17 protein-coding genes are annotated in these 16,977 nt (G+C 67.8%); 12 read left to right on the top strand and 5 right to left on the bottom strand.

What is annotated here, in order from left to right; all coding sequences use genetic code 11:
- The first annotated feature begins 57 nt into the window (after positions 1–57).
- The 5 genes from ACIOVG_RS05690 to ACIOVG_RS05670 are packed head-to-tail and all read left to right on the top strand — an operon-like array spanning position 58 to position 6,127.
- Positions 58–882, top strand: a complete 825-nt coding sequence (locus ACIOVG_RS05690; protein ID WP_400870035.1) for an ABC transporter ATP-binding protein — start codon at positions 58–60, stop codon at positions 880–882.
- Entirely contained in the window at positions 879–1,694 is an 816-nt protein-coding gene (locus ACIOVG_RS05685; RefSeq protein ID WP_400870032.1) for an ABC transporter ATP-binding protein, read from the top strand. The genes ACIOVG_RS05690 and ACIOVG_RS05685 overlap by 4 nt, the downstream gene beginning before the upstream one ends.
- Complete coding sequence (locus tag ACIOVG_RS05680) at positions 1,691–2,779, top strand: ABC transporter permease (protein ID WP_400870029.1); 1,089 nt, start codon at positions 1,691–1,693, stop codon at positions 2,777–2,779. Before ACIOVG_RS05685 ends, ACIOVG_RS05680 begins: the two co-directional genes overlap by 4 nt.
- Position 2,780: 1 nt before the next feature.
- Positions 2,781–3,881 (top strand): ABC transporter permease, encoded by a 1,101-nt coding sequence (locus ACIOVG_RS05675; protein WP_400870027.1) that lies wholly within the window; start codon positions 2,781–2,783, stop codon positions 3,879–3,881.
- Positions 3,881–6,127 carry a glycoside hydrolase family 3 N-terminal domain-containing protein gene (locus ACIOVG_RS05670; RefSeq protein WP_400870024.1) on the top strand — a complete coding sequence of 749 codons (2,247 nt, stop codon included), beginning with the start codon at positions 3,881–3,883 and terminating at the stop codon, positions 6,125–6,127. Before ACIOVG_RS05675 ends, ACIOVG_RS05670 begins: the two co-directional genes overlap by 1 nt.
- Positions 6,128–6,226: 99 nt before the next feature.
- On the opposite strand, the gene soxR is transcribed toward ACIOVG_RS05670, so the two are convergent.
- Positions 6,227–6,706 (bottom strand): redox-sensitive transcriptional activator SoxR, encoded by a 480-nt coding sequence (soxR, locus tag ACIOVG_RS05665; RefSeq protein WP_400870021.1) that lies wholly within the window; start codon positions 6,704–6,706, stop codon positions 6,227–6,229.
- Between the two features lie 82 nt (positions 6,707–6,788).
- Between soxR and fdxA the strand changes: the two genes are divergently transcribed.
- The 5 genes from fdxA (at position 6,789) to ACIOVG_RS05640 (ending at position 10,755) form a co-directional block, all read left to right on the top strand.
- Positions 6,789–7,115 carry a ferredoxin gene (gene fdxA, locus ACIOVG_RS05660; RefSeq protein ID WP_400870018.1) on the top strand — a complete coding sequence of 109 codons (327 nt, stop codon included), beginning with the start codon at positions 6,789–6,791 and terminating at the stop codon, positions 7,113–7,115.
- Positions 7,112–8,467, top strand: a complete 1,356-nt coding sequence (locus tag ACIOVG_RS05655; protein ID WP_400870016.1) for an FAD-dependent oxidoreductase — start codon at positions 7,112–7,114, stop codon at positions 8,465–8,467. Before fdxA ends, ACIOVG_RS05655 begins: the two co-directional genes overlap by 4 nt.
- Positions 8,464–8,973 (top strand): flavin reductase family protein, encoded by a 510-nt coding sequence (locus tag ACIOVG_RS05650; RefSeq protein ID WP_400870013.1) that lies wholly within the window; start codon positions 8,464–8,466, stop codon positions 8,971–8,973. The genes ACIOVG_RS05655 and ACIOVG_RS05650 overlap by 4 nt, the downstream gene beginning before the upstream one ends.
- Before the next feature lie 26 nt (positions 8,974–8,999).
- Positions 9,000–9,629 (top strand): superoxide dismutase, encoded by a 630-nt coding sequence (locus ACIOVG_RS05645; RefSeq protein ID WP_400870010.1) that lies wholly within the window; start codon positions 9,000–9,002, stop codon positions 9,627–9,629.
- 172 nt (positions 9,630–9,801) lie between these two features.
- Complete coding sequence (locus ACIOVG_RS05640; protein WP_400870007.1) at positions 9,802–10,755, top strand: RimK family alpha-L-glutamate ligase; 954 nt, start codon at positions 9,802–9,804, stop codon at positions 10,753–10,755.
- A 186-nt stretch (positions 10,756–10,941) separates the two neighbouring features.
- On the opposite strand, the gene ACIOVG_RS05635 is transcribed toward ACIOVG_RS05640, so the two are convergent.
- Positions 10,942–11,166 (bottom strand): hypothetical protein, encoded by a 225-nt coding sequence (locus ACIOVG_RS05635; protein ID WP_400870005.1) that lies wholly within the window; start codon positions 11,164–11,166, stop codon positions 10,942–10,944.
- 520 nt (positions 11,167–11,686) lie between these two features.
- Here ACIOVG_RS05635 and ACIOVG_RS05630 point away from each other — a divergent pair.
- Positions 11,687–12,952: a hypothetical protein gene (locus tag ACIOVG_RS05630; protein WP_400870002.1), complete on the top strand. Its 1,266-nt coding sequence runs from the start codon at positions 11,687–11,689 to the stop codon at positions 12,950–12,952.
- A 409-nt stretch (positions 12,953–13,361) separates the two neighbouring features.
- Here ACIOVG_RS05630 and ACIOVG_RS05625 read toward each other — a convergent pair whose 3' ends face one another.
- Positions 13,362–13,733, bottom strand: coding sequence for a hypothetical protein (locus ACIOVG_RS05625; RefSeq protein WP_400870000.1), 372 nt, complete (start codon positions 13,731–13,733; stop codon positions 13,362–13,364).
- Positions 13,734–13,832: 99 nt separating this feature from the next.
- Between ACIOVG_RS05625 and ACIOVG_RS05620 the strand changes: the two genes are divergently transcribed.
- Complete coding sequence (locus ACIOVG_RS05620; protein ID WP_400869998.1) at positions 13,833–15,218, top strand: O-acetylhomoserine aminocarboxypropyltransferase/cysteine synthase family protein; 1,386 nt, start codon at positions 13,833–13,835, stop codon at positions 15,216–15,218.
- A 71-nt stretch (positions 15,219–15,289) separates the two neighbouring features.
- Here the strand turns inward: ACIOVG_RS05620 and ACIOVG_RS05615 are convergent, their stop codons facing one another.
- Together ACIOVG_RS05615 and ACIOVG_RS05610 are read right to left on the bottom strand one after the other, a co-directional pair.
- Positions 15,290–15,883 (bottom strand): hypothetical protein, encoded by a 594-nt coding sequence (locus ACIOVG_RS05615; protein WP_400869995.1) that lies wholly within the window; start codon positions 15,881–15,883, stop codon positions 15,290–15,292.
- Between the two features lie 40 nt (positions 15,884–15,923).
- Positions 15,924–16,967, bottom strand: coding sequence for a LacI family DNA-binding transcriptional regulator (locus tag ACIOVG_RS05610; RefSeq protein WP_400869992.1), 1,044 nt, complete (start codon positions 16,965–16,967; stop codon positions 15,924–15,926).
- Between the last annotated feature and the right edge of the window lie 10 nt (positions 16,968–16,977).

Below are 16,977 nucleotides of genomic sequence, written 5' to 3'. Positions count from 1 at the left end.
TGAGCGAGCGCAGCGAGACGAAGGGCGCACGGCACCCAGCCACACAAAGGACGCCCCATGCCAGACCCCCTGCTCAGCGTGCGCGACTTCTCGGTCGTGTACGACGTCGATCCGCCCGTCGAGGCGGTCAAGAACGTGTCCATCGAACTGCAGCGCGGCGAGATCCTCGGTCTCGCCGGCGAGAGCGGATGCGGCAAGACGACGCTCGCCTACGGTGTGCAGCGTCTGCTGCGCGCACCGGCCGTCATCACCAGCGGCAGCGTGGCCTTCCACGATGCATCCGGTGTCGACATCGACATCAATGCGCTCGACGTCGACGCGATGCAGCGCTTCCGGTGGGACAAGGTCTCGATGGTGTTCCAGGGGGCGATGAACGCCCTGAACCCGGTCGCGACGATCGGCTCGCAGCTCGAGGACGTGTTCGAGATCCACCGCCCCGACATGACCCGCCGCCAGCGCCGCGCCGAGGCGGAGGAGCTGCTCGAGATCGTCAAGGTCGGCCGGCAGCGCATCCGCTCGTTCCCGCACGAGCTCTCCGGCGGCATGCGCCAGCGCGTGATGATCGCGATGGCACTGGCGCTGCGCCCGCAGCTGATGGTGATGGACGAGCCGACCACCGCGCTGGACGTGCTGGTGCAGCGCGAGATCCTCACGCAGATCTCGCAGCTGCGGCACGAGTTCGGCTTCTCGGTCATCTTCATCACCCATGACCTTCCGCTGCTGCTGGAGATCAGCGACCGGATCGCGATCATGCGCGAGGGCGAGATCATCGAGCTCGCCACGGCCGAGCAGATCTGGACACAACCGCAGCAGGGCTACACGAGGACGCTGCTGTCGTCGTTCCCCCGGCTGACCGGGGCGAGAGGAGTGCTGACGCGATGACCACGCTCGAGTTCAGGAACGTCACCAAGTCGTACACCGTGCGTGGAGCAGGGCAGCTGAAGGCGCTCGACGATGTCAGCTTCACCCTGGTCTCTGGTCAGACCATCGGCCTGGTCGGGCAGTCCGGCAGCGGCAAGTCCACGATCGCGAAGATCCTCACCCAGCTCGAGACCCCGACCAGCGGCGAGGTGCTGCTCGACGGCACTCCCATCCCGCGCCGCGGCAAGGGGCTGCGAAAGTACCGGCAGCAGCTGCGGATGGTGTTCCAGGATCCGTTCGCCTCGCTCAACCCGTACCACTCGATCCGCTACCACCTGGAGCGGCCCATCCGCCTCGACGACGTCGTGCCCAAGAAGGACACCGAGGACGAGGTGCGCCGACTTCTCGGCCGGGTGCGCCTGGATGCGGACGCCGTGATCGACCGCCGCCCGCACGAGCTCTCCGGCGGCCAGCGTCAGCGCGTCGCGATCGCCCGTGCGTTGGCCTCTCGGCCGTCGCTGCTGGTCGCCGACGAACCCGTCTCGATGCTCGACGTCTCGATCCGCCTCGGCGTGCTGACCCTGCTCGCCGACCTGCAGCGCGAGGAGGGCCTCGGCGTGCTCTACATCACCCACGACCTCGCCACCGCCCGCCACTTCAGCGACGAGATCTTGGTGCTCAACCAGGGGCGAGTCGTAGAGCGGGGACCGGCGGATGACGTGATCCTCAACCCGCAGGATCCCTACACGCGCGAACTGCGCGCCGCATCGCCCGATCCGGACAAGCACTTCGCGACGGCATCGGGTGGGGCCACGAACGGAGGGGCACTGTGAGTACCGCATTCCCGCAGCTCGACGACAACGACCTCATCCAGCGCGATGCGCTCGAGGTCGGCACCACGGCGACGGTCGCCGAGAAGGGGCGCCGCCGTGTGCCCTGGCGCTTCTTCGCCGGGCGGGCGGGCTTCTACCTGTTCACCCTGTGGGCCGCCATCACGATCAACTTCTTCCTGCCGCGCTTCATGAAGGGCGATGCGGTCAGCTCGTATCTGGCGCGCAACCGCAACGTCAGCCCCGAGGCGGCGGAGTCCCTGCGCATCCTGCTCGGCATCGACTCCGACAAGTCGATCTGGCAGCAGTACATCGAGTACTGGGGGATGCTGCTGCGCGGCGACCTCGGCATCTCGACCCTGCACGGCCTGCGGCCGGTGGCGGAGGTGCTCTCGGCTGCGCTGCCGTGGACGCTCGGCCTGGTCGGCATCGCGACGATCATCTCGTTCGCGATCGGCACGGTCGGCGGCGCGATCGTCGGATGGCGGCGGGGGAGCAAGCTCGACGCGCTGATCCCGATCACGACGTTCTTCAACACGATCCCCTACTTCTGGCTCGGACTGATCGCGATCGCGATCTTCTCGTCCACGCTGAAGTGGTTCCCGTCGTCGCATGCCTACGACAAGGGGCAGTCGCCCGAGTGGAGCCTCGACTTCATCGGACAGGTGATCATGCACGGTACCCTGCCTGCGCTCACGATCATCATCGCGTCGCTCGGCGGCTGGATGCTCGGAATGCGCAACATGATGCTGACCGTGCTCGACGAGGACTACATCACGGTCTCGCAGGCCAAGGGCATGCCGAACAAGCGGGTGCTGTGGTCCTATGCCGCCCGCAACGCGGTGCTGCCGCAGATCCAGAGCTTCGCGCTCTCGATCGGCTTCATCGTCGGCGGCACGATCGTGATGGAGATGGTCTTCAGCTACCCCGGCGTCGGCAAGCTCCTGCTCGATGCCACCAACGCCAAGGACTACGCGCTCATGCAGGGCGTGTTCCTGGTGATCACGCTCTCGGTGCTCGTGGCCAACATCCTCGCGGATGTCGTCTACGCCTACCTCGACCCGCGCACGCGCCAGACGGAGGCTTGAGATGACCGTTCCCACATCCACCGGCAGTGCCGCCCCTGACGGCACCCCCGTCGTCACCGGGATGCCGGAGACGGCCACGCTGCGCTCGCCGGTGACCGGTGGCCCGCAGCGCAAGACCTTCTGGTCGCAGCTGGCTGAGGCGTTCGCGATGTTCCGCAACCCGAAGTCGGTCGCAGGGCTGATCATCCTCGGAGTGTTCGTGCTCGTCGCGATCCTCGCCCCCTGGATCTCGCCCTATGCGCCGACGCAGAAGGACCGCGATGCGCTGCGTCAGCCGCCCTCGTTCGAGCACTGGCTCGGCACCACGCATATGGGCGAGGACGTGCTGAGTCAGATCATCTACGGCACCCAGGGCGTGATCGTCGTGGGCTTCCTGTCGGCCCTGATCGCGACCGTCATCGCGATCACGGTCGGCGTCATCGCCGGGTACGTGCGCGGATGGAAGAGCGAGTCGCTCTCGGCGCTGACCAACGTGTTCCTGGTGATCCCCGGAATCCCGCTGATCATCATCATCGCCTCGCAGTTCGAGAACCCGCCGCTGATCGTGATCGCCGCCGTGCTGGGGCTGACCGGGTGGGCCTGGGGCGCGCGCGTGCTGCGCGCCCAGACGATGTCGCTGCGCAACCGCGACTTCATCCAGGCCGCGCGCGCCAACGGCGAGCCCCTGCGCCGCATCATCACGGTCGAGATGCTCCCCAACCTGATGGCTCTGATCGCGTCGAGCTTCGTCGGCACGGTCACGGCGGCTATCCTCGGCCTCACGACGCTGGCTTTCATCGGGGTGATCCCGGTGAGCAATCTGAACTGGGGGACCATCCTGTTCTGGGCGCAGCAGAACGGCGCGTTCCCGCGGCTCTGGTGGTGGTACGTGCCTGCGGGCCTGTGCATCGCGATCATCGGCGTCGCACTCTCACTGATCAACTTCGGCATCGACGAGTACGTCAACCCGCGGCTGCGCTCCGCCGGAGAGCGGGCCAGGGCCATGAAGAAGAAGGGGCTGAACGTGAACGACGCGGTCACTGCTGTGCGCACGGCTGCCCTGCCGGACGAGAACTCCCCGAAGACCACGACATCGACGACCACGACACAGAACACGAAGTGATGACCTCTCAGACGTTGACCACGGTCCTTCCCTACCAGGACCCCGCCCTCTCGATCCCGGAGCGCGTCGCCGACCTCCTCAGCCGTATGACGGTCGAGGAGAAGGTCGGGCAGATGCTGCAGCTCGATGCGCGCGACGACCTCGACGATCACGTCGCGCGGCGCCACGCCGGTTCGATCCTGCACACCTCACCGGAGCGCATCCTGCGCGCCAACGAGCTCACGGCGCAGACGCGGCTGCGCATCCCGCTGCTGGTGGGGGAGGACTGCATCCACGGACACTCGTTCTGGCCCGGTGCCACGATCTACCCGACCCAGCTCGGCATGGCCGCCACCTGGGACGCCGAACTCGTCGAGCGCGTGGCGCGCGCGACGGCCGAAGAGGTCGCGGTGACCGGCATCCACTGGACGTTCTCGCCCGTGCTGTGCATCGCCCGCGACCTGCGCTGGGGCCGCATCGACGAGACCTTCGGCGAGGACCCGTTCCTGATCGGGGAGCTCGCCTCGGCCATGGTGCGCGGCTACCAGGGAGACGGTCTCGACGACCCCACCGCGATCCTCGCCACCGCTAAGCACTTCGCCGGCTACTCCGAGACGCAGGGCGGCCGTGACGCGAGCGAGGCCGACATCTCGCGCCGCAAGCTCCGCTCCTGGTTCCTCCCGCCGTTCGAGCGAGTGGCCCGTGAGGGATGCCGCACGTTCATGCTCGGCTACCAGACCACCGACGGCGTGCCGATCACCACGAACGACTGGCTGCTCAGTGACGTGCTGCGCGGCGAGTGGGGCTACACCGGCACGCTCATCACCGACTGGGACAACGTCGGACGCATGGTGTGGGAGCAGAAGGTGCAGCCCGACTACGCACACGCCGCCGCCGCGGCCGTGAAGGCCGGAAACGACATGATCATGACCACGCCGCTCTTCTTCGAGGGCGCGCTGGAGGCCGTCGCGCAGGGACTGCTCACGGAAGACGCCTTCGACGCTGCGGCCGCGCGCATCCTGACGCTGAAGTTCGAGCTGGGACTGTTCGAGAACCCGCGCCTGCCCGGCACCGAGCTCGACGCCGTGGTCGGCAGCGTGGCGCACGCCGAGCTGAACCTCGAGGTCGCCCGGCGCTCGCTCGTGCTGCTCGAGAACGACGGCGTGCTGCCGCTCGATGCCGCAGCTCCCCTGAAGATCGCGGTCACCGGCCCGCTGGCCGACGACGCGCAGACGCAGCTCGGCGACTGGGCCGGGGGCTCCGGTCAGGCCGGGTGGCTCGACGGCCAGCCGCGCGAGATGATCACGACCGTGCTCGACGGGCTCCAGGGCGTCGACGGCTGGACCGTCACGCACGCCCGTGGCGCCGACATCCTCACGCTCGAGGACGACCCGCAGGGGGCGCTGTTCCCCGACGGTCAGCCGCGACCGTCGGTCGTGAAGCCGTGCGCCCCGGATGAGACGCTGATCGCGGAGGCCGTCGCCGCGGCATCTGAGGCCGATGTCGTCGTCGCGGTCGTCGGCGACCGGATCGAGCTGGTCGGCGAAGGGCGCTCGACTGCGACGCTCGAGCTCATCGGCGGACAGAATGCCCTGCTCGACGCGCTCATCGCGACCGGGAAACCCGTGGTGATCGTGCTGCTCGCCTCGAAGCCGCTCGTGCTGCCGGCCTCCGCCGCCCAGGCAGCCGCCGTGATCTGGGCCGCGAGCCCCGGCATGCAGGGTGGGCGCGCGCTGGCCGAGATCATCTCGGGTGCCGTGGAGCCGTCAGGACGTCTGCCGATCTCGTTCGCGCGGCACGTCGGTCAGCAGCCGACCTATTACAACCAGATCCGCGGACAGCACGGCGACCGCTACGCCGACCTCACGCAGGCTCCGGCCTGGGGCTTCGGCGAGGGCCGCTCGTACACGACGGTGGAGTACTCCGACCTGTCGCTGGAGCAGACGTCGCTCACCGCGGCCGACACGATCGTCGGACACGTGACGGTGACGAACACTGGCGCGCGCCCCGCACGCGAGACCGTGCAGGTGTACGTGCGCGACTCGGTGACGAGCGTGAGCTGGACCGACCGCGAGCTCAAGGCCTACCGCCAGGTCGACGTCGCTCCCGGGGAGTCGGTGCGGGTGCGCCTGGAGCTGCCGGTCGCGGACTGCACGATCGTGGATGCCGCCGGCGTCCGCATCGTCGAGGCCGGCGCCTTCGAGCTGCTCGTCGGCCCGTCCTCCCGCGAGGATGTGCTGCTCTCCGCCGGGTTCGAGGTCGTATAGCCGGCATCCACTCCTCGTCGAGACCCACCCTTCCCGTCGAGACCCCCTGCGGCCGACGCGCGCGGCGGTGGGTCTCGGCGGGGGCGGTGGGTCTCGGCGTCACTCCTCGTCGCGGAGACGGAGCGGACCGACGCCCTGAGCGCCCAAGGTGTCGTCCGGGTTCAGCAGCCCGCAGGCCTTCATCGACAAGCAGCCGCAGCCGATGCATCCGGTGAGCTCGCGCTCCAGGCGCTCGATCCCCTCGCGGCGCTTCTCGAGCTCGCGCTTCCAGCGACGCGAGGCGCGCTGCCAGTCGGCGTGCGTCGGGGTCTCGGTCAGCGGCACGTCGGCGAAGGCGCTCTGCACGTCGGCCAGCGGGATGCCGAGGCGCTTGGCGACCGTGATGAGCGACACCCGTCGCAGCATGTGCCGTGGGTAGCGGCGCTGATTGCCCGGCGTGCGCGTCGAGGCGATCAGGCCGAGCTTCTCGTAGAAGTGCAGAGCGGATGCGGCGACGCCGGTGCGCCGCGTCATCTCGCCGATCGTGAGCGGCTCGTCGGCGGTGTGCGGGTGCGTCTCATCGTCTGTCGCGGACGTCATGTGCGTCTCCTCACTGCTCGCCGATTTGACCTCAAGCATACTTGAGGTTTTACGGTGGAGGTATCCCGAGGAGAGCCGCCTGATGACCTATGTGATCGCCCTGCCGTGTGTCGACGTGAAGGACCGCGCCTGCATCGACGAATGTCCCGTGGACTGCATCTACGAGGGCGAACGGTCGTTGTACATCCATCCGGACGAGTGCGTCGACTGCGGCGCGTGCGAGCCGGTGTGCCCGGTCGAGGCCATCTACTACGAGGACGACCTGCCCGACGAGTGGCAGGACTACTACAAGGCGAACGTCGAGTTCTTCGAGGACATCGGCTCGCCGGGCGGAGCAGCCAAGACCGGGATGATCGCCCACGACCATCCGCTCATCGCGGCGCTCCCGCCGCAGGAAGGAGCGGAATGAGCATCCTCGACCCGCGCATCGCCATCGTCGGCGCAGGACCGGCGGGGATCTACGCCGCCGACATCCTGCTCGGCCTCGCACCGACCGCATCCGTCGACCTGTTCGAGAAGCTGCCAGCACCGTACGGACTGGTCCGGTACGGCGTCGCCCCCGACCACCCGCGCATCCGCAAGATCACCGACGCGCTGCACGACGTGATCCGTGACCCTCGGATCCGCCTGCGCTGCAATGTCGACGTCGGCACCGACATCACGATCGACGAGCTGCGTGCCGCCTACGACGGTGTGATCGTCGCGACCGGCGCCGACCTCGACGTTCGGCTCGACATCCCAGGCATCGACCTGCCCGGCTCCTTCGGCGCCGCCGACTTCGTGGCCTGGTACGACGGCCACCCCGATGTGCCGCGGGACTGGCCGCTCACGGCGGAGTCGGTCGCGGTGCTCGGCGCGGGCAACGTCGCACTCGATGTGACGCGCATCCTCGCCGTGCACGCCGCGGCGCTCGAGCGCACGGACACCCCGGACCACGTGCTGGCCCAGCTCGGCGCGAATCCCCTGCGCGAGGTGCACCTCTTCGCCCGCCGCGGTCCCGCCGACGTGCGCTTCTCGGCGCTCGAACTGCGGGAGCTGGCCGCGCAGCACGACGTCGACGTGATCGTGGATCCGGAGGATGTCGTGCTCGACGCGCACGCCGAGCGCATGATCGCGCAGTTCTCGCAGCGCCGGATCATCGTACGCACGCTCACCGAATGGGCCGAACGCGACGAGGTCGGCACGGCGTCGCGCCGCATCCACCTGCATCTCCGCCAGCGCCCTGTGCGCGTGCTCGGCGTCGACGGGGTCACCGGTATCGAGATGGAGCGCACCGCATCCGACGAGCTGGGACGCATGGTCGGCACGGGCGAGCTGCTCCGCTACGACGTGGGCGCCGTCTACCGCGCCGTCGGCTACCGCTCGACGCCGGTTCCCGGCATGCTGTTCGACGACGAGGCCGGAGTGGTCCCGCACGTCGAGGGCCGCGTGATCGACGAAGGCGGGACGCCGATCCCCCGGCTGTACGCGACCGGCTGGATCAAGCGGGGCCCGGTCGGACTGATCGGCTCTACCAAGTCGGATGCCGCGCAGACGGTCGCGCACCTGGTCGAGGATCTGGAGTCCGCGGAGAGCGTCGTGCGTGACGGAGATCCGGTCGCGCACCTCACCGGCGCCGTCGACTTCGAGGGATGGCTGCGCATCGACGTCGCAGAACGTCATGCGGGCGCCGAACGCGGGCGCGAACGGACCAAACTGGTGGAACGGGCCGAGATGCTCGCCCATGCCTCACACGAACAGATGACGGAGATCGCTCGATGAGCACGAACCCGGTGCCGACCCCGGTCGGCGAAGCACTCAAAGCGGCCTTTCGCACGCACCCGGCGGGGGTCGCGATCATCACGGCATCCACCCCGGACGGGCCGGTCGGGCTCACCGCATCGAGCGTCGCCTCCGTCGCCGTGGACCCGGCGGCGATCGTGTTCTCGGTCACCCGGGCGACCGGCTCGGCCGGAGCCATCCTCGGCGCCGACACCTTCGTCGTGCACCTCATCGACGACGAGCACTCCGCGCTCGCGCTGAGCTTCGCCACGAGCGGCGCCGATCGCTTCACCCCCGAACAGGGGTGGACCGCACTCGGCACCGGCGAGCCGCACCTCGACACCGCCCGCGCCGCCCTGCGCTGCCGGGCGCTGCACACCATCGCGGTCGGCACCTCCACGGTCGTGATCGCCGAGGTGCTCGAGGTGATCGCCGGTCCCCAGGGGCGCCCGCTCGTCTACGTCGACCGCCGCTTCCACGCCCTGCCCTCCGCCTCCGACCTCTGAAGATCCGCACCACGAAAGGAACACGCATGTCCACTCTGTACACGCTCCCCGAGCTCCCCTACGACTTCGCAGCCCTCGAGCCGCACATCTCCGGCAAGATCATGGAGCTGCACCACTCCAAGCACCACCAGGCGTACGTCACCGGCGCCAACACCGCGCTCGAGCAGCTCGCCGCCGCCCGCGAGTCCGGTTCCCTGGCGAACGTGAACAAGCTCGAGAAGGACCTCGCGTTCAACCTCGGCGGCCACATCAACCATTCCGTGTTCTGGCAGAACCTCTCGCCCGAAGGCGGCGGAGCACCCGAGGGCGAGCTCGCGGCGGCACTGGTCGACGCATTCGGATCGATCGACGCGTTCCGCGACCACTTCACCGCCACGGCTCTGGGCGTGCAGGGGTCCGGCTGGGCCGTGCTCGCCTGGGACAGCGTCGGCGCGCGCCCGGTGATCTTCCAGCTGTTCGATCAGCAGGGCAATGCGCCGCTCGGCGTCATCCCGCTGCTGCAGCTCGACGTGTGGGAGCACGCCTACTACCTCGACTACCTCAACGTGCGCGCCGATTACGTCAAGGCGTTCTGGAACATCGTGAACTGGGCCGACGTGCAGCGTCGGTTCGAGGCCGCGCGCACCGCGACGCGGGGACTCATCACGGCGGTCTGATCGTGCGTCGCTGATCGTGCGCCGTTGATCGAGCGTCGAAGGGGCTCGGGGATTCGTTCCCCGGGCCCTTCGGCGAGCTCAGGGGCCCAGGGCTGCGCGCAGATGTGTCATCGCGTTACGCCGGATCACGCGGACCGGCCCTGCTGGCTCCGGGGTGACCTAGCGTGGCGGTATGACTGCCGAGCCCCGCGTGTACGTGATCCACGAGAACGCCGAATGGTTCCCGCCGTTCGCTGCGGCCTTCGAGGCCGAAGGCGTGCCGGCGCAGGAGTGGTTGCTCACCGACGGGGCGATCGACCTGTCGGCCGAACCGCCGGCCGGAGTGTTCTGGTCGCGGCTCAGCGCTTCGGCGCACACGCGCGATCACGGTGACTCCAAGGAGTACGGCCGTGCCGTGCTGCGGTGGCTCGAGGCATCGGATCGGACGGTCGTCAACGGCAGCGGCGTGCTCGAGCTGGAGGTCAGCAAGGCCGCGCAGCACGCGGCGCTGCAGCGTGCGGGCGTCGTCGTGCCGCGGACGGTCGCGGTGTTCGGCACCACGGCCCTGAAGCAGCGCGCCCGCGAGTTCACGGCGCCGTTCATCAGCAAGCACAACCAGGGCGGCAAGGGCCTCGGCGTACGCCGACACGACAGCCACGAGGAGTTCGACGCGTGGGTTGACGGCCCCGACTTCGAGCCCTCGCCCGACGGCATCACGCTGCTGCAGGAGAACCTCTTCGCCGCCGCTCCTTTCGTCACCCGCGTCGAGTTCGCCGGCGGGGAGTTCGTGTACGCGGTGCGCGTCGACACCAGCGCCGGCAGCTTCGAGCTCTGCCCGGCTGAGGCTTGCGCACTGCCCGGAGCCGACGGCGTCGAGCCGGAGCCGCTGTTCCGCATCCGCGAGGAGATCACAGCCGCGCACCCGCTCGTTCAGCAGTACCTCGCCTTCCTGCAGGACGCGGGCATCACGGTCGCAGGCATCGAGTTCATCGAGACGGTCGACGGCCGCTTGGTCACCTACGACGTGAACACCAACACGAACTACAACCCCGATGTCGAGGCGACGGCCCCGGTCTCCGGTCCCCGCGCGATCGCGCGGCATCTGGGCGGACTGCTCGCGCGCGACGCGGAGCCCGTCGCCGTCTGAGGTTCGGCCGGTGTTCGGCGTCGGGCTGTGTTCATAACTCAGGCAAGCTCGGCCGCCGGGCTGCGAAAAGCCCCCGGATTCGGGGCCCCGGGGGCTTCTTTGAGGAGTTGTGAACGCGGCGGGCCTGAGTTGTGAACGCGGCGGGCCTGAGTTGCGAACACGGCGCGGCCGAGCAGACGCCCCGGCTCACCGTCCGCTGCCGGTGATGACGCCTTCCTTCACGTACCGCTGCGCCGCGAGCACCAGCACGAGCGCCGGGAGGCTGGCGATCAGCGAGGCCCCCATGGTCGCGGCCCAGGTGTTGAGGTTCGAGTTCGCGAGCGCGTAGATGAACACCGTGACCGGGACCGGGTCTGGTTCTCCTCCGCCGCGCGGCACTCGATGAGAGCGGCGGCGGCCTTCTCGCGGCATGAGTCTCGTGGACGGAGCGCCGCGCGGGCACGGCATCGGAAACATGACGAAATGATCCGACGCACTGTGTCGTAATGGGGGTGGGGGACGCTTCGCGCTTCGACAAGCTCAGAAATCCAGGCCGAGCGATCCACTCCGGTCATCGGCCCGCAACGCCTCGATGCGCTCGTGGGAATTGCCTTGACCTGCCCGACATGTATTCGGATGCCGCTCAAGGTCTTCTCGGGAAGATCGTCGAAGCCGTGCTGCAGCCGCGAAGAGCGTGCACCGTGGTAAAGCTGCGCGACTGGTGCCCGACCGCTGCTCCGATCAGCTAGATAGCTAGCCGGACGAACGCTTCGGAGAGCGCATCAAAAGAACCACCCGCACTCTCTTGCGGCCCTCTTCGAGTCGTCCGCTCGTTCTCTGCGGGCCGTGTCGCCTATCTCCGATGCCGGTGAGGCTCTGTATCCGACTGGTTGACATTTTCGCGCGTCATCAGACAAGATTCGACTCAGGGGAATATCTAACCGGAGGACAAATGAACAAGAAGATGAACTGCGCCTACTGCGCAGGTTTGTTGGCTCTTTCGATGGGGCTGCTTGCGCCAACATCGGCGAACGCTTCAGGCACCGTTATGCAACAGGGCCAGGCGGTCGGATCGGCTCGAGCGACGCAGGGGCTCGCATCGGATGAGCTAAGTGCGACCTTCGCTGAGTTGGAGTTCGCACATCCCGTTAGTCTCGCATCGGCCACTTCATTGTCGACTGCGGCCGGGCTGGAGATTCAGGGGTATCACTTCATCAGCGACTCGATCATCGGCGACTATTGGTTGGACGGAGGCTTGACCGTCGAAGAATTCCTTGCAAACGTAAGCAAGGAGACGGGCACAGCGCCTGAGGTTGTATCCGCGTACGTTTCTGCGGATGACTTCGAACAGAGCCGAGAGCTGGCGCGTGGTTTAGACGGTCCTCTCGGTGCCGATCTACCTACTTTCGACGCGCCTGATGCGGACCCGTCCCTTGTGATCGCACCTAAGAAGTCCAAGGCTGGCGCGGGTCATCAGGAGGCAGCGCGAGCGACTTCGTACACTTGGCAACCTGTCGACGCCGAGGTCATGATTCAAGGCGCGGGTGCCACGCTCTCGATCTCAGCGAAGTACTCCTGGTACGGCCTTGACCCTTATGCCGGAGCATCTGCGATGGCTGATCATTGGGGGATGGAGTTTCAGTTCGACTTTTACACATCGCTCAGGCCGCACCTTACGCCCGGCGACTATCCGATTGGTTATGGTACTCGACCTTATTGTGGTAATACCACGATCAACTATAAGGACTGGGCGGCGGCATCGACGCGGCCATACAGCTGGTTCGCATGGGTCATCGCAGGCCCGAACATTGTGGTTGCCCCCGCGAATCTCGGAATGTACGGGGACTTTAATGATCTGAGCGACCCTTGCACCGTGAGTACGATCGCGGTTGGAATGGCGCAGCCAACCATGATGCCTCATTCATATGGCGATGAATTCTTGAACCTCTATCTTTATCCCAAGAAGGGTAACGATGCCCAGAGCAAAGTGGGTGCAATCGTTCAGCCAGTGAGCAGGTCGTTCTGCGAATCCAACCCATCGATGCCTTTGATGGATTGCATGGGTGTGACTCCTGGTGCCTACCCGGGTCCCGGGCCGTCCTCGAGTCGAATGGTCCTTAACGATTCGCGCAACAAGAAAGCACCCAACCTATGCTGGTACTCCGGAGAATTCGGAACCGCTGCGGCGTCGTTTTGGGATTGCTCGACAGTAGATTGAAACGAACAGGGGCATCTAGGATGCGACTCATTCTTGTGGGATGGATGACGCTCGGCGTGAGTATCTTCATACCTCTATTGGTGGCTCTTTCGTCGTGGGCGCAAACTCGCGACATGCGATGCACGTCGGACTTTGATTACACTTTCGCGCCACTGTTAGTTACCTGTGGTGATCGCTCCCCGTTGGTCGAAGCCTTTGGCTGGGTTTTGACTTTCTTCACGGTCGGTGGATTCAGCGCCAGCCTCGTACTGGCAGCAATAGTCGGTCTCAGGCTAGGTCGCAGTGGATCCGGTAGTGCGGAACGCGCGGAATCCATCATGTTCGTTGCTACCGTCGTCGTCGTATTGCTCGCGGTGGTGAGCGTATGGGGGGCCGGCTTTGGGCACGGGGCTAAAAATGCTTGGATTCTCTATGCGGCTGGGGCGTCCGCGATAATCGTTCTCGTCGCCGCCATCGCCCGGCCGATAATTGTGCATCGGGATGCGAAACACAAATGAGGTCGCTCGTTCAGCGGTGCCGGGCTCCAGCCGGAGCGTGCGTGGGCGTGCAGGGCGGCGAAGGCGCCGTGCGACCGGGGGTCGATCGCGTCGGCATCCTCGACGATCGTCAGCCCCCACTCCTTCGCCACGGCATCCGCCAGCGCCGGTGGCAGCGCAGGGAACCGCCATCCGATCGTCCTGGCTTCGGAAGACGGATGCGCGGCGGCCGCGGCCGCCGCGAGCCGCAGGCCGAGGGGCGACGCGGTGGCCGTGTCGGAGGCGTGCGAGGGGGCAGCTGTCACGGGGGTGACGCTACGCGTTCGCCGACGGGCGGGCGCGTCTGTGACGTCTCATGACGATCGGGCGCGCGCCGTGCGCGTGCAGTGTCTAGCGTCAGGACAATGAGCAACGGCATCCCGCCCGAATCCGTCGCGCACGAGATCCGCGAGCCGGTCTACGACTGGACCGATTTCGGCTTCGACACCCGCCAGGTGCACGCCGGCGAGTTCGACGAGCCCGAGTACGGATCGCGCATCGCGCCCATCTACCTCAGCGCGGCGTTCCGTTTCGACTCGTTCGAGGAGAGCACCCGCCGCTTCAGCGGTGCGGATGACGGCCAGATCTACTCGCGCAACCTCAACCCCACCAACGGCGTGGCCGAGCGGCGCATCGCCGCGCTCGAAGGCGGCACCGGGGCGATCGTGGTGTCGTCGGGGCAGGCGGCGATCAGCGCGGCGATCCTCTCGATCACAGGCCAGGGTGAGCGCTTCGTGTCGACCGCGAGCATCTACAGCGGCACCCGCATCCTGTTCGCGCGGTCCTTCGCCCGGTTCGGGGTCGGCGTCGACTACGTCTCGGATCCGACCGATGAGGCCCAGTGGGAGGCCGCGATCGGCCCCGACACCAAGGCGATCTTCACCGAGACCATCCCGAACCCCAAGAACGACGTCGTCGACATCGCGGCCGTCGCCCGCATCGCCGCACGACACGGCCTGCCGCTCATCGTCGACAACACCATCGGCACGCCCTACTTGGTGCGACCTCTCGAGCAGGGTGCGCACATCGTGGTGCACTCCGGCACCAAGTTCCTGTCGGGTCACGGCGCCGCGATCTCGGGCATCATCGTCGACGGCGGCACCTTCGACTGGGCGGGCAGCCCCCGATCGTATGCGGGGATCACTGAGCCGCCCGCGGCGGGGGCGCTCAGCCCGCTCGAGGCCTACGGCGACCGCGCCTACGAGCAGTTCGTGCGCGGCGGCATCGTGAACGACCTGGGCCCCGCGCTCTCGCCGCTGCACGGGTTCCTGCTGCAGCAGGGCATCGAGACGCTGTCGCTGCGCATGGAGCGGCACGTCGAGAACTCCCGGGCTGTCGCCGAGTTCCTCGCGCAGCACCCCGCGGTCGAGTACGTCGACTACGCCGGGCTGCCTGGCCATCCGCAGCACGAGATCGCCCAGCGCACCCTCGGCGGACGATCCGGATCCGTGTTCGCCGTCACGGTGCGTGGAGGACGGGCGGGAGCGGAGATCTTCATCGACAGCCTGCGCGTGTTCAGCCGCATGACGAACATCGGCGACGTGCGCTCGATGGTGCTGCATCCGGCCACGACCACGCACCTGTCGTTCACGCCCGAACTGCGCGCGCAGCTCGGCATCGACGACGGGCTGGTGCGCCTCTCGGTCGGCATCGAGACAGCCGCAGACCTGATCGCCGACCTCGACAGCGCGCTCGCCGTCGCCGCGCACCTCGACCTGGCCGGCGGCGCCGGCCTCCGGGAGAGTCGATAGTCTCCGCTCGCTGTTGACGGCCCGCCTCGATCAGCGGCGGGACGACGCGTTCGTCAACGACCGCCGACGCCCTACCCGCGGTCGAGGTGCAGGACGAGCATCGACAGGGCCGCCAGCGCGGTGGCCGCGACCAGCAGCCCGGCGCTGAGGGCGAGAGCGCGACCGCGCCAGGCGCGATCCTCTTCGGTCCAGCTCGCCAGGCGGTTCGCGAGGATGCCGCAGCTGACGATCGGAGCGACGGCGACCAGACCGATCGGGACGACGGATGCGCTGTGCCACGGCCGTGACTCGCCGGGGTCGAAGCCGATCCCGGCGATCAGGATCAGGAACATGATCACCAGGCCGAAGCAGATGCCGACCACGCCGGTCAGGATCTGCGTGGTGAGCCAGACGCCCCAGCTCCGCAGCCCCGTCATGGCGGCGACGACCGGCACGGCGCACCCCGCGACCACCAGCAGCAGATAGATCCCGAACAACCCCCTCCACGTCGCCCCGCCCGTGTCGGCTTCCGGGCGGAGCAGGGGGAGGAGGTTGCCGGTGAAGAAGAACCAGTGCACCGTGAGCGCACACAGCACGATCACGGCCAGCAGAAGGGCGGTCGCGCGGGCGGCCCGCACGGCTCGCGGCGTGGGTGCTATCAGGGCATCCCCGATGCGTTCGCTCACCGGGCGTCGAGCTCGTGCAGCCGTGCGTTGAACAGCGAGGTCATGCGCGGTGATCCGGCTCGTCTCGGACCCACGTCGAGGGCAGTCGCGAGGTGGTGCCGCGCACGTTGAGCTCGTACGGCAGGGCCGAGGGGATGCGCACCGCATCCGGCGCGGTGAGCTTGGCGAGCACGGCATCGGCCGCGCGTTCGCCCTGGCCGAGCGGGAACTGGTCGACCGTGGTGAGGCGGAAGAACTCGCCGAGTTCGTGGCCGTCGATGCCGACGATCGACAAGTCCTCCGGCACCCGGAAGCCCAGGTCGCGGGCGGCGAGCAGTGCGCCGATCGCCATCTCGTCCGACGCGGCGAACACGGCGGTCGGGCGAGGGCCCGGTCGTCCGAGCAGCTGCTTGGCCGCGCGGTAGCCGCCCTCGACCGTGAAGTCGGCCGGCTCCAGGAACGCCGGGTTCAGGGGGATGCCGGCCGTGGCCAGCGCTCGTTCGAAGCCCAGTCGCCGGTTGGTGGGGATGTGGAAGTCGAGGTCGAACTCGGGGTTCGCGCCGATGTGGGCGATGTCGGTGTGCCCGAGGCTGATCAGGTGCTCGGTCGCCAGCTGCGCCACCGCGACGTCATCGACCGTGAGGGTGTCGAGTTTCGGGTTCGGTCCGCCGATCGCGATGACCGGGAGTCCGAGGTCGAGCAGGTACTGCGTCTCGTCGTCGTCGAGCTCGATCGACACCGCGATCACGGCATCCACCCGCTGGCGGCGCAGGAAGGTGTCGAACACGTGCCGGCGCACATCCTTGTCGGCGGTGATGTTGTAGAGCGTGATGTCGTAGCCCTCGCGCATCAGCGCGGCGGAGACGCCCGAGAGCACGGTGCTGAAGAACCAGCGGTCGAGGAACGGCACGACCACGCCGATGTTCCTGGTCCTTCCGGAGGCGAGGCTCGAGGCGCGCGAGGACACGACGTACCCGAGGGCCTGCGCTGCCGCCTGTACCCGCGCCCGCGCGGCCTCCGACACGTGACCGCGGCCGCTGAGCGCGCGTGAGACGGTCGCCGTGGAGACCCCGGCCATCCGGGCGACTTCATCGATGCTGGCCATGGAGTCCTCT

It is taken from the genome of Microbacterium sp. NPDC087591 (assembly GCF_044743625.1).
GTDB lineage: Bacteria > Actinomycetota > Actinomycetes > Actinomycetales > Microbacteriaceae > Microbacterium.
The sequence above is the reverse complement of the archived record's forward strand: the minus strand, read 5'-3'. Positions and strand labels throughout refer to the sequence as shown.

Bases quoted from the DNA above. Each gene is read 5' to 3' on its own strand.
- ACIOVG_RS05690 (WP_400870035.1), top strand. From the start codon at position 58: ATGCCAGACCCCCTGCTCAGCGTGCGCGACTTCTCGGTCGTGTACGAC.
- ACIOVG_RS05685 (WP_400870032.1), top strand. From the start codon at position 879: ATGACCACGCTCGAGTTCAGGAACGTCACCAAGTCGTACACCGTGCGT.
- ACIOVG_RS05675 (WP_400870027.1), top strand. From the start codon at position 2,781: ATGACCGTTCCCACATCCACCGGCAGTGCCGCCCCTGACGGCACCCCC.
- ACIOVG_RS05670 (WP_400870024.1), top strand. From the start codon at position 3,881: ATGACCTCTCAGACGTTGACCACGGTCCTTCCCTACCAGGACCCCGCC.
- soxR (WP_400870021.1), bottom strand. From the start codon at position 6,706: ATGACGTCCGCGACAGACGATGAGACGCACCCGCACACCGCCGACGAG.
- fdxA (WP_400870018.1), top strand. From the start codon at position 6,789: ATGACCTATGTGATCGCCCTGCCGTGTGTCGACGTGAAGGACCGCGCC.
- ACIOVG_RS05655 (WP_400870016.1), top strand. From the start codon at position 7,112: ATGAGCATCCTCGACCCGCGCATCGCCATCGTCGGCGCAGGACCGGCG.
- ACIOVG_RS05650 (WP_400870013.1), top strand. From the start codon at position 8,464: ATGAGCACGAACCCGGTGCCGACCCCGGTCGGCGAAGCACTCAAAGCG.
- ACIOVG_RS05645 (WP_400870010.1), top strand. From the start codon at position 9,000: ATGTCCACTCTGTACACGCTCCCCGAGCTCCCCTACGACTTCGCAGCC.
- ACIOVG_RS05640 (WP_400870007.1), top strand. From the start codon at position 9,802: ATGACTGCCGAGCCCCGCGTGTACGTGATCCACGAGAACGCCGAATGG.
- ACIOVG_RS05635 (WP_400870005.1), bottom strand. From the start codon at position 11,166: ATGCCGCGAGAAGGCCGCCGCCGCTCTCATCGAGTGCCGCGCGGCGGA.
- ACIOVG_RS05630 (WP_400870002.1), top strand. From the start codon at position 11,687: ATGAACAAGAAGATGAACTGCGCCTACTGCGCAGGTTTGTTGGCTCTT.
- ACIOVG_RS05620 (WP_400869998.1), top strand. From the start codon at position 13,833: ATGAGCAACGGCATCCCGCCCGAATCCGTCGCGCACGAGATCCGCGAG.
- ACIOVG_RS05610 (WP_400869992.1), bottom strand. From the start codon at position 16,967: ATGGCCAGCATCGATGAAGTCGCCCGGATGGCCGGGGTCTCCACGGCG.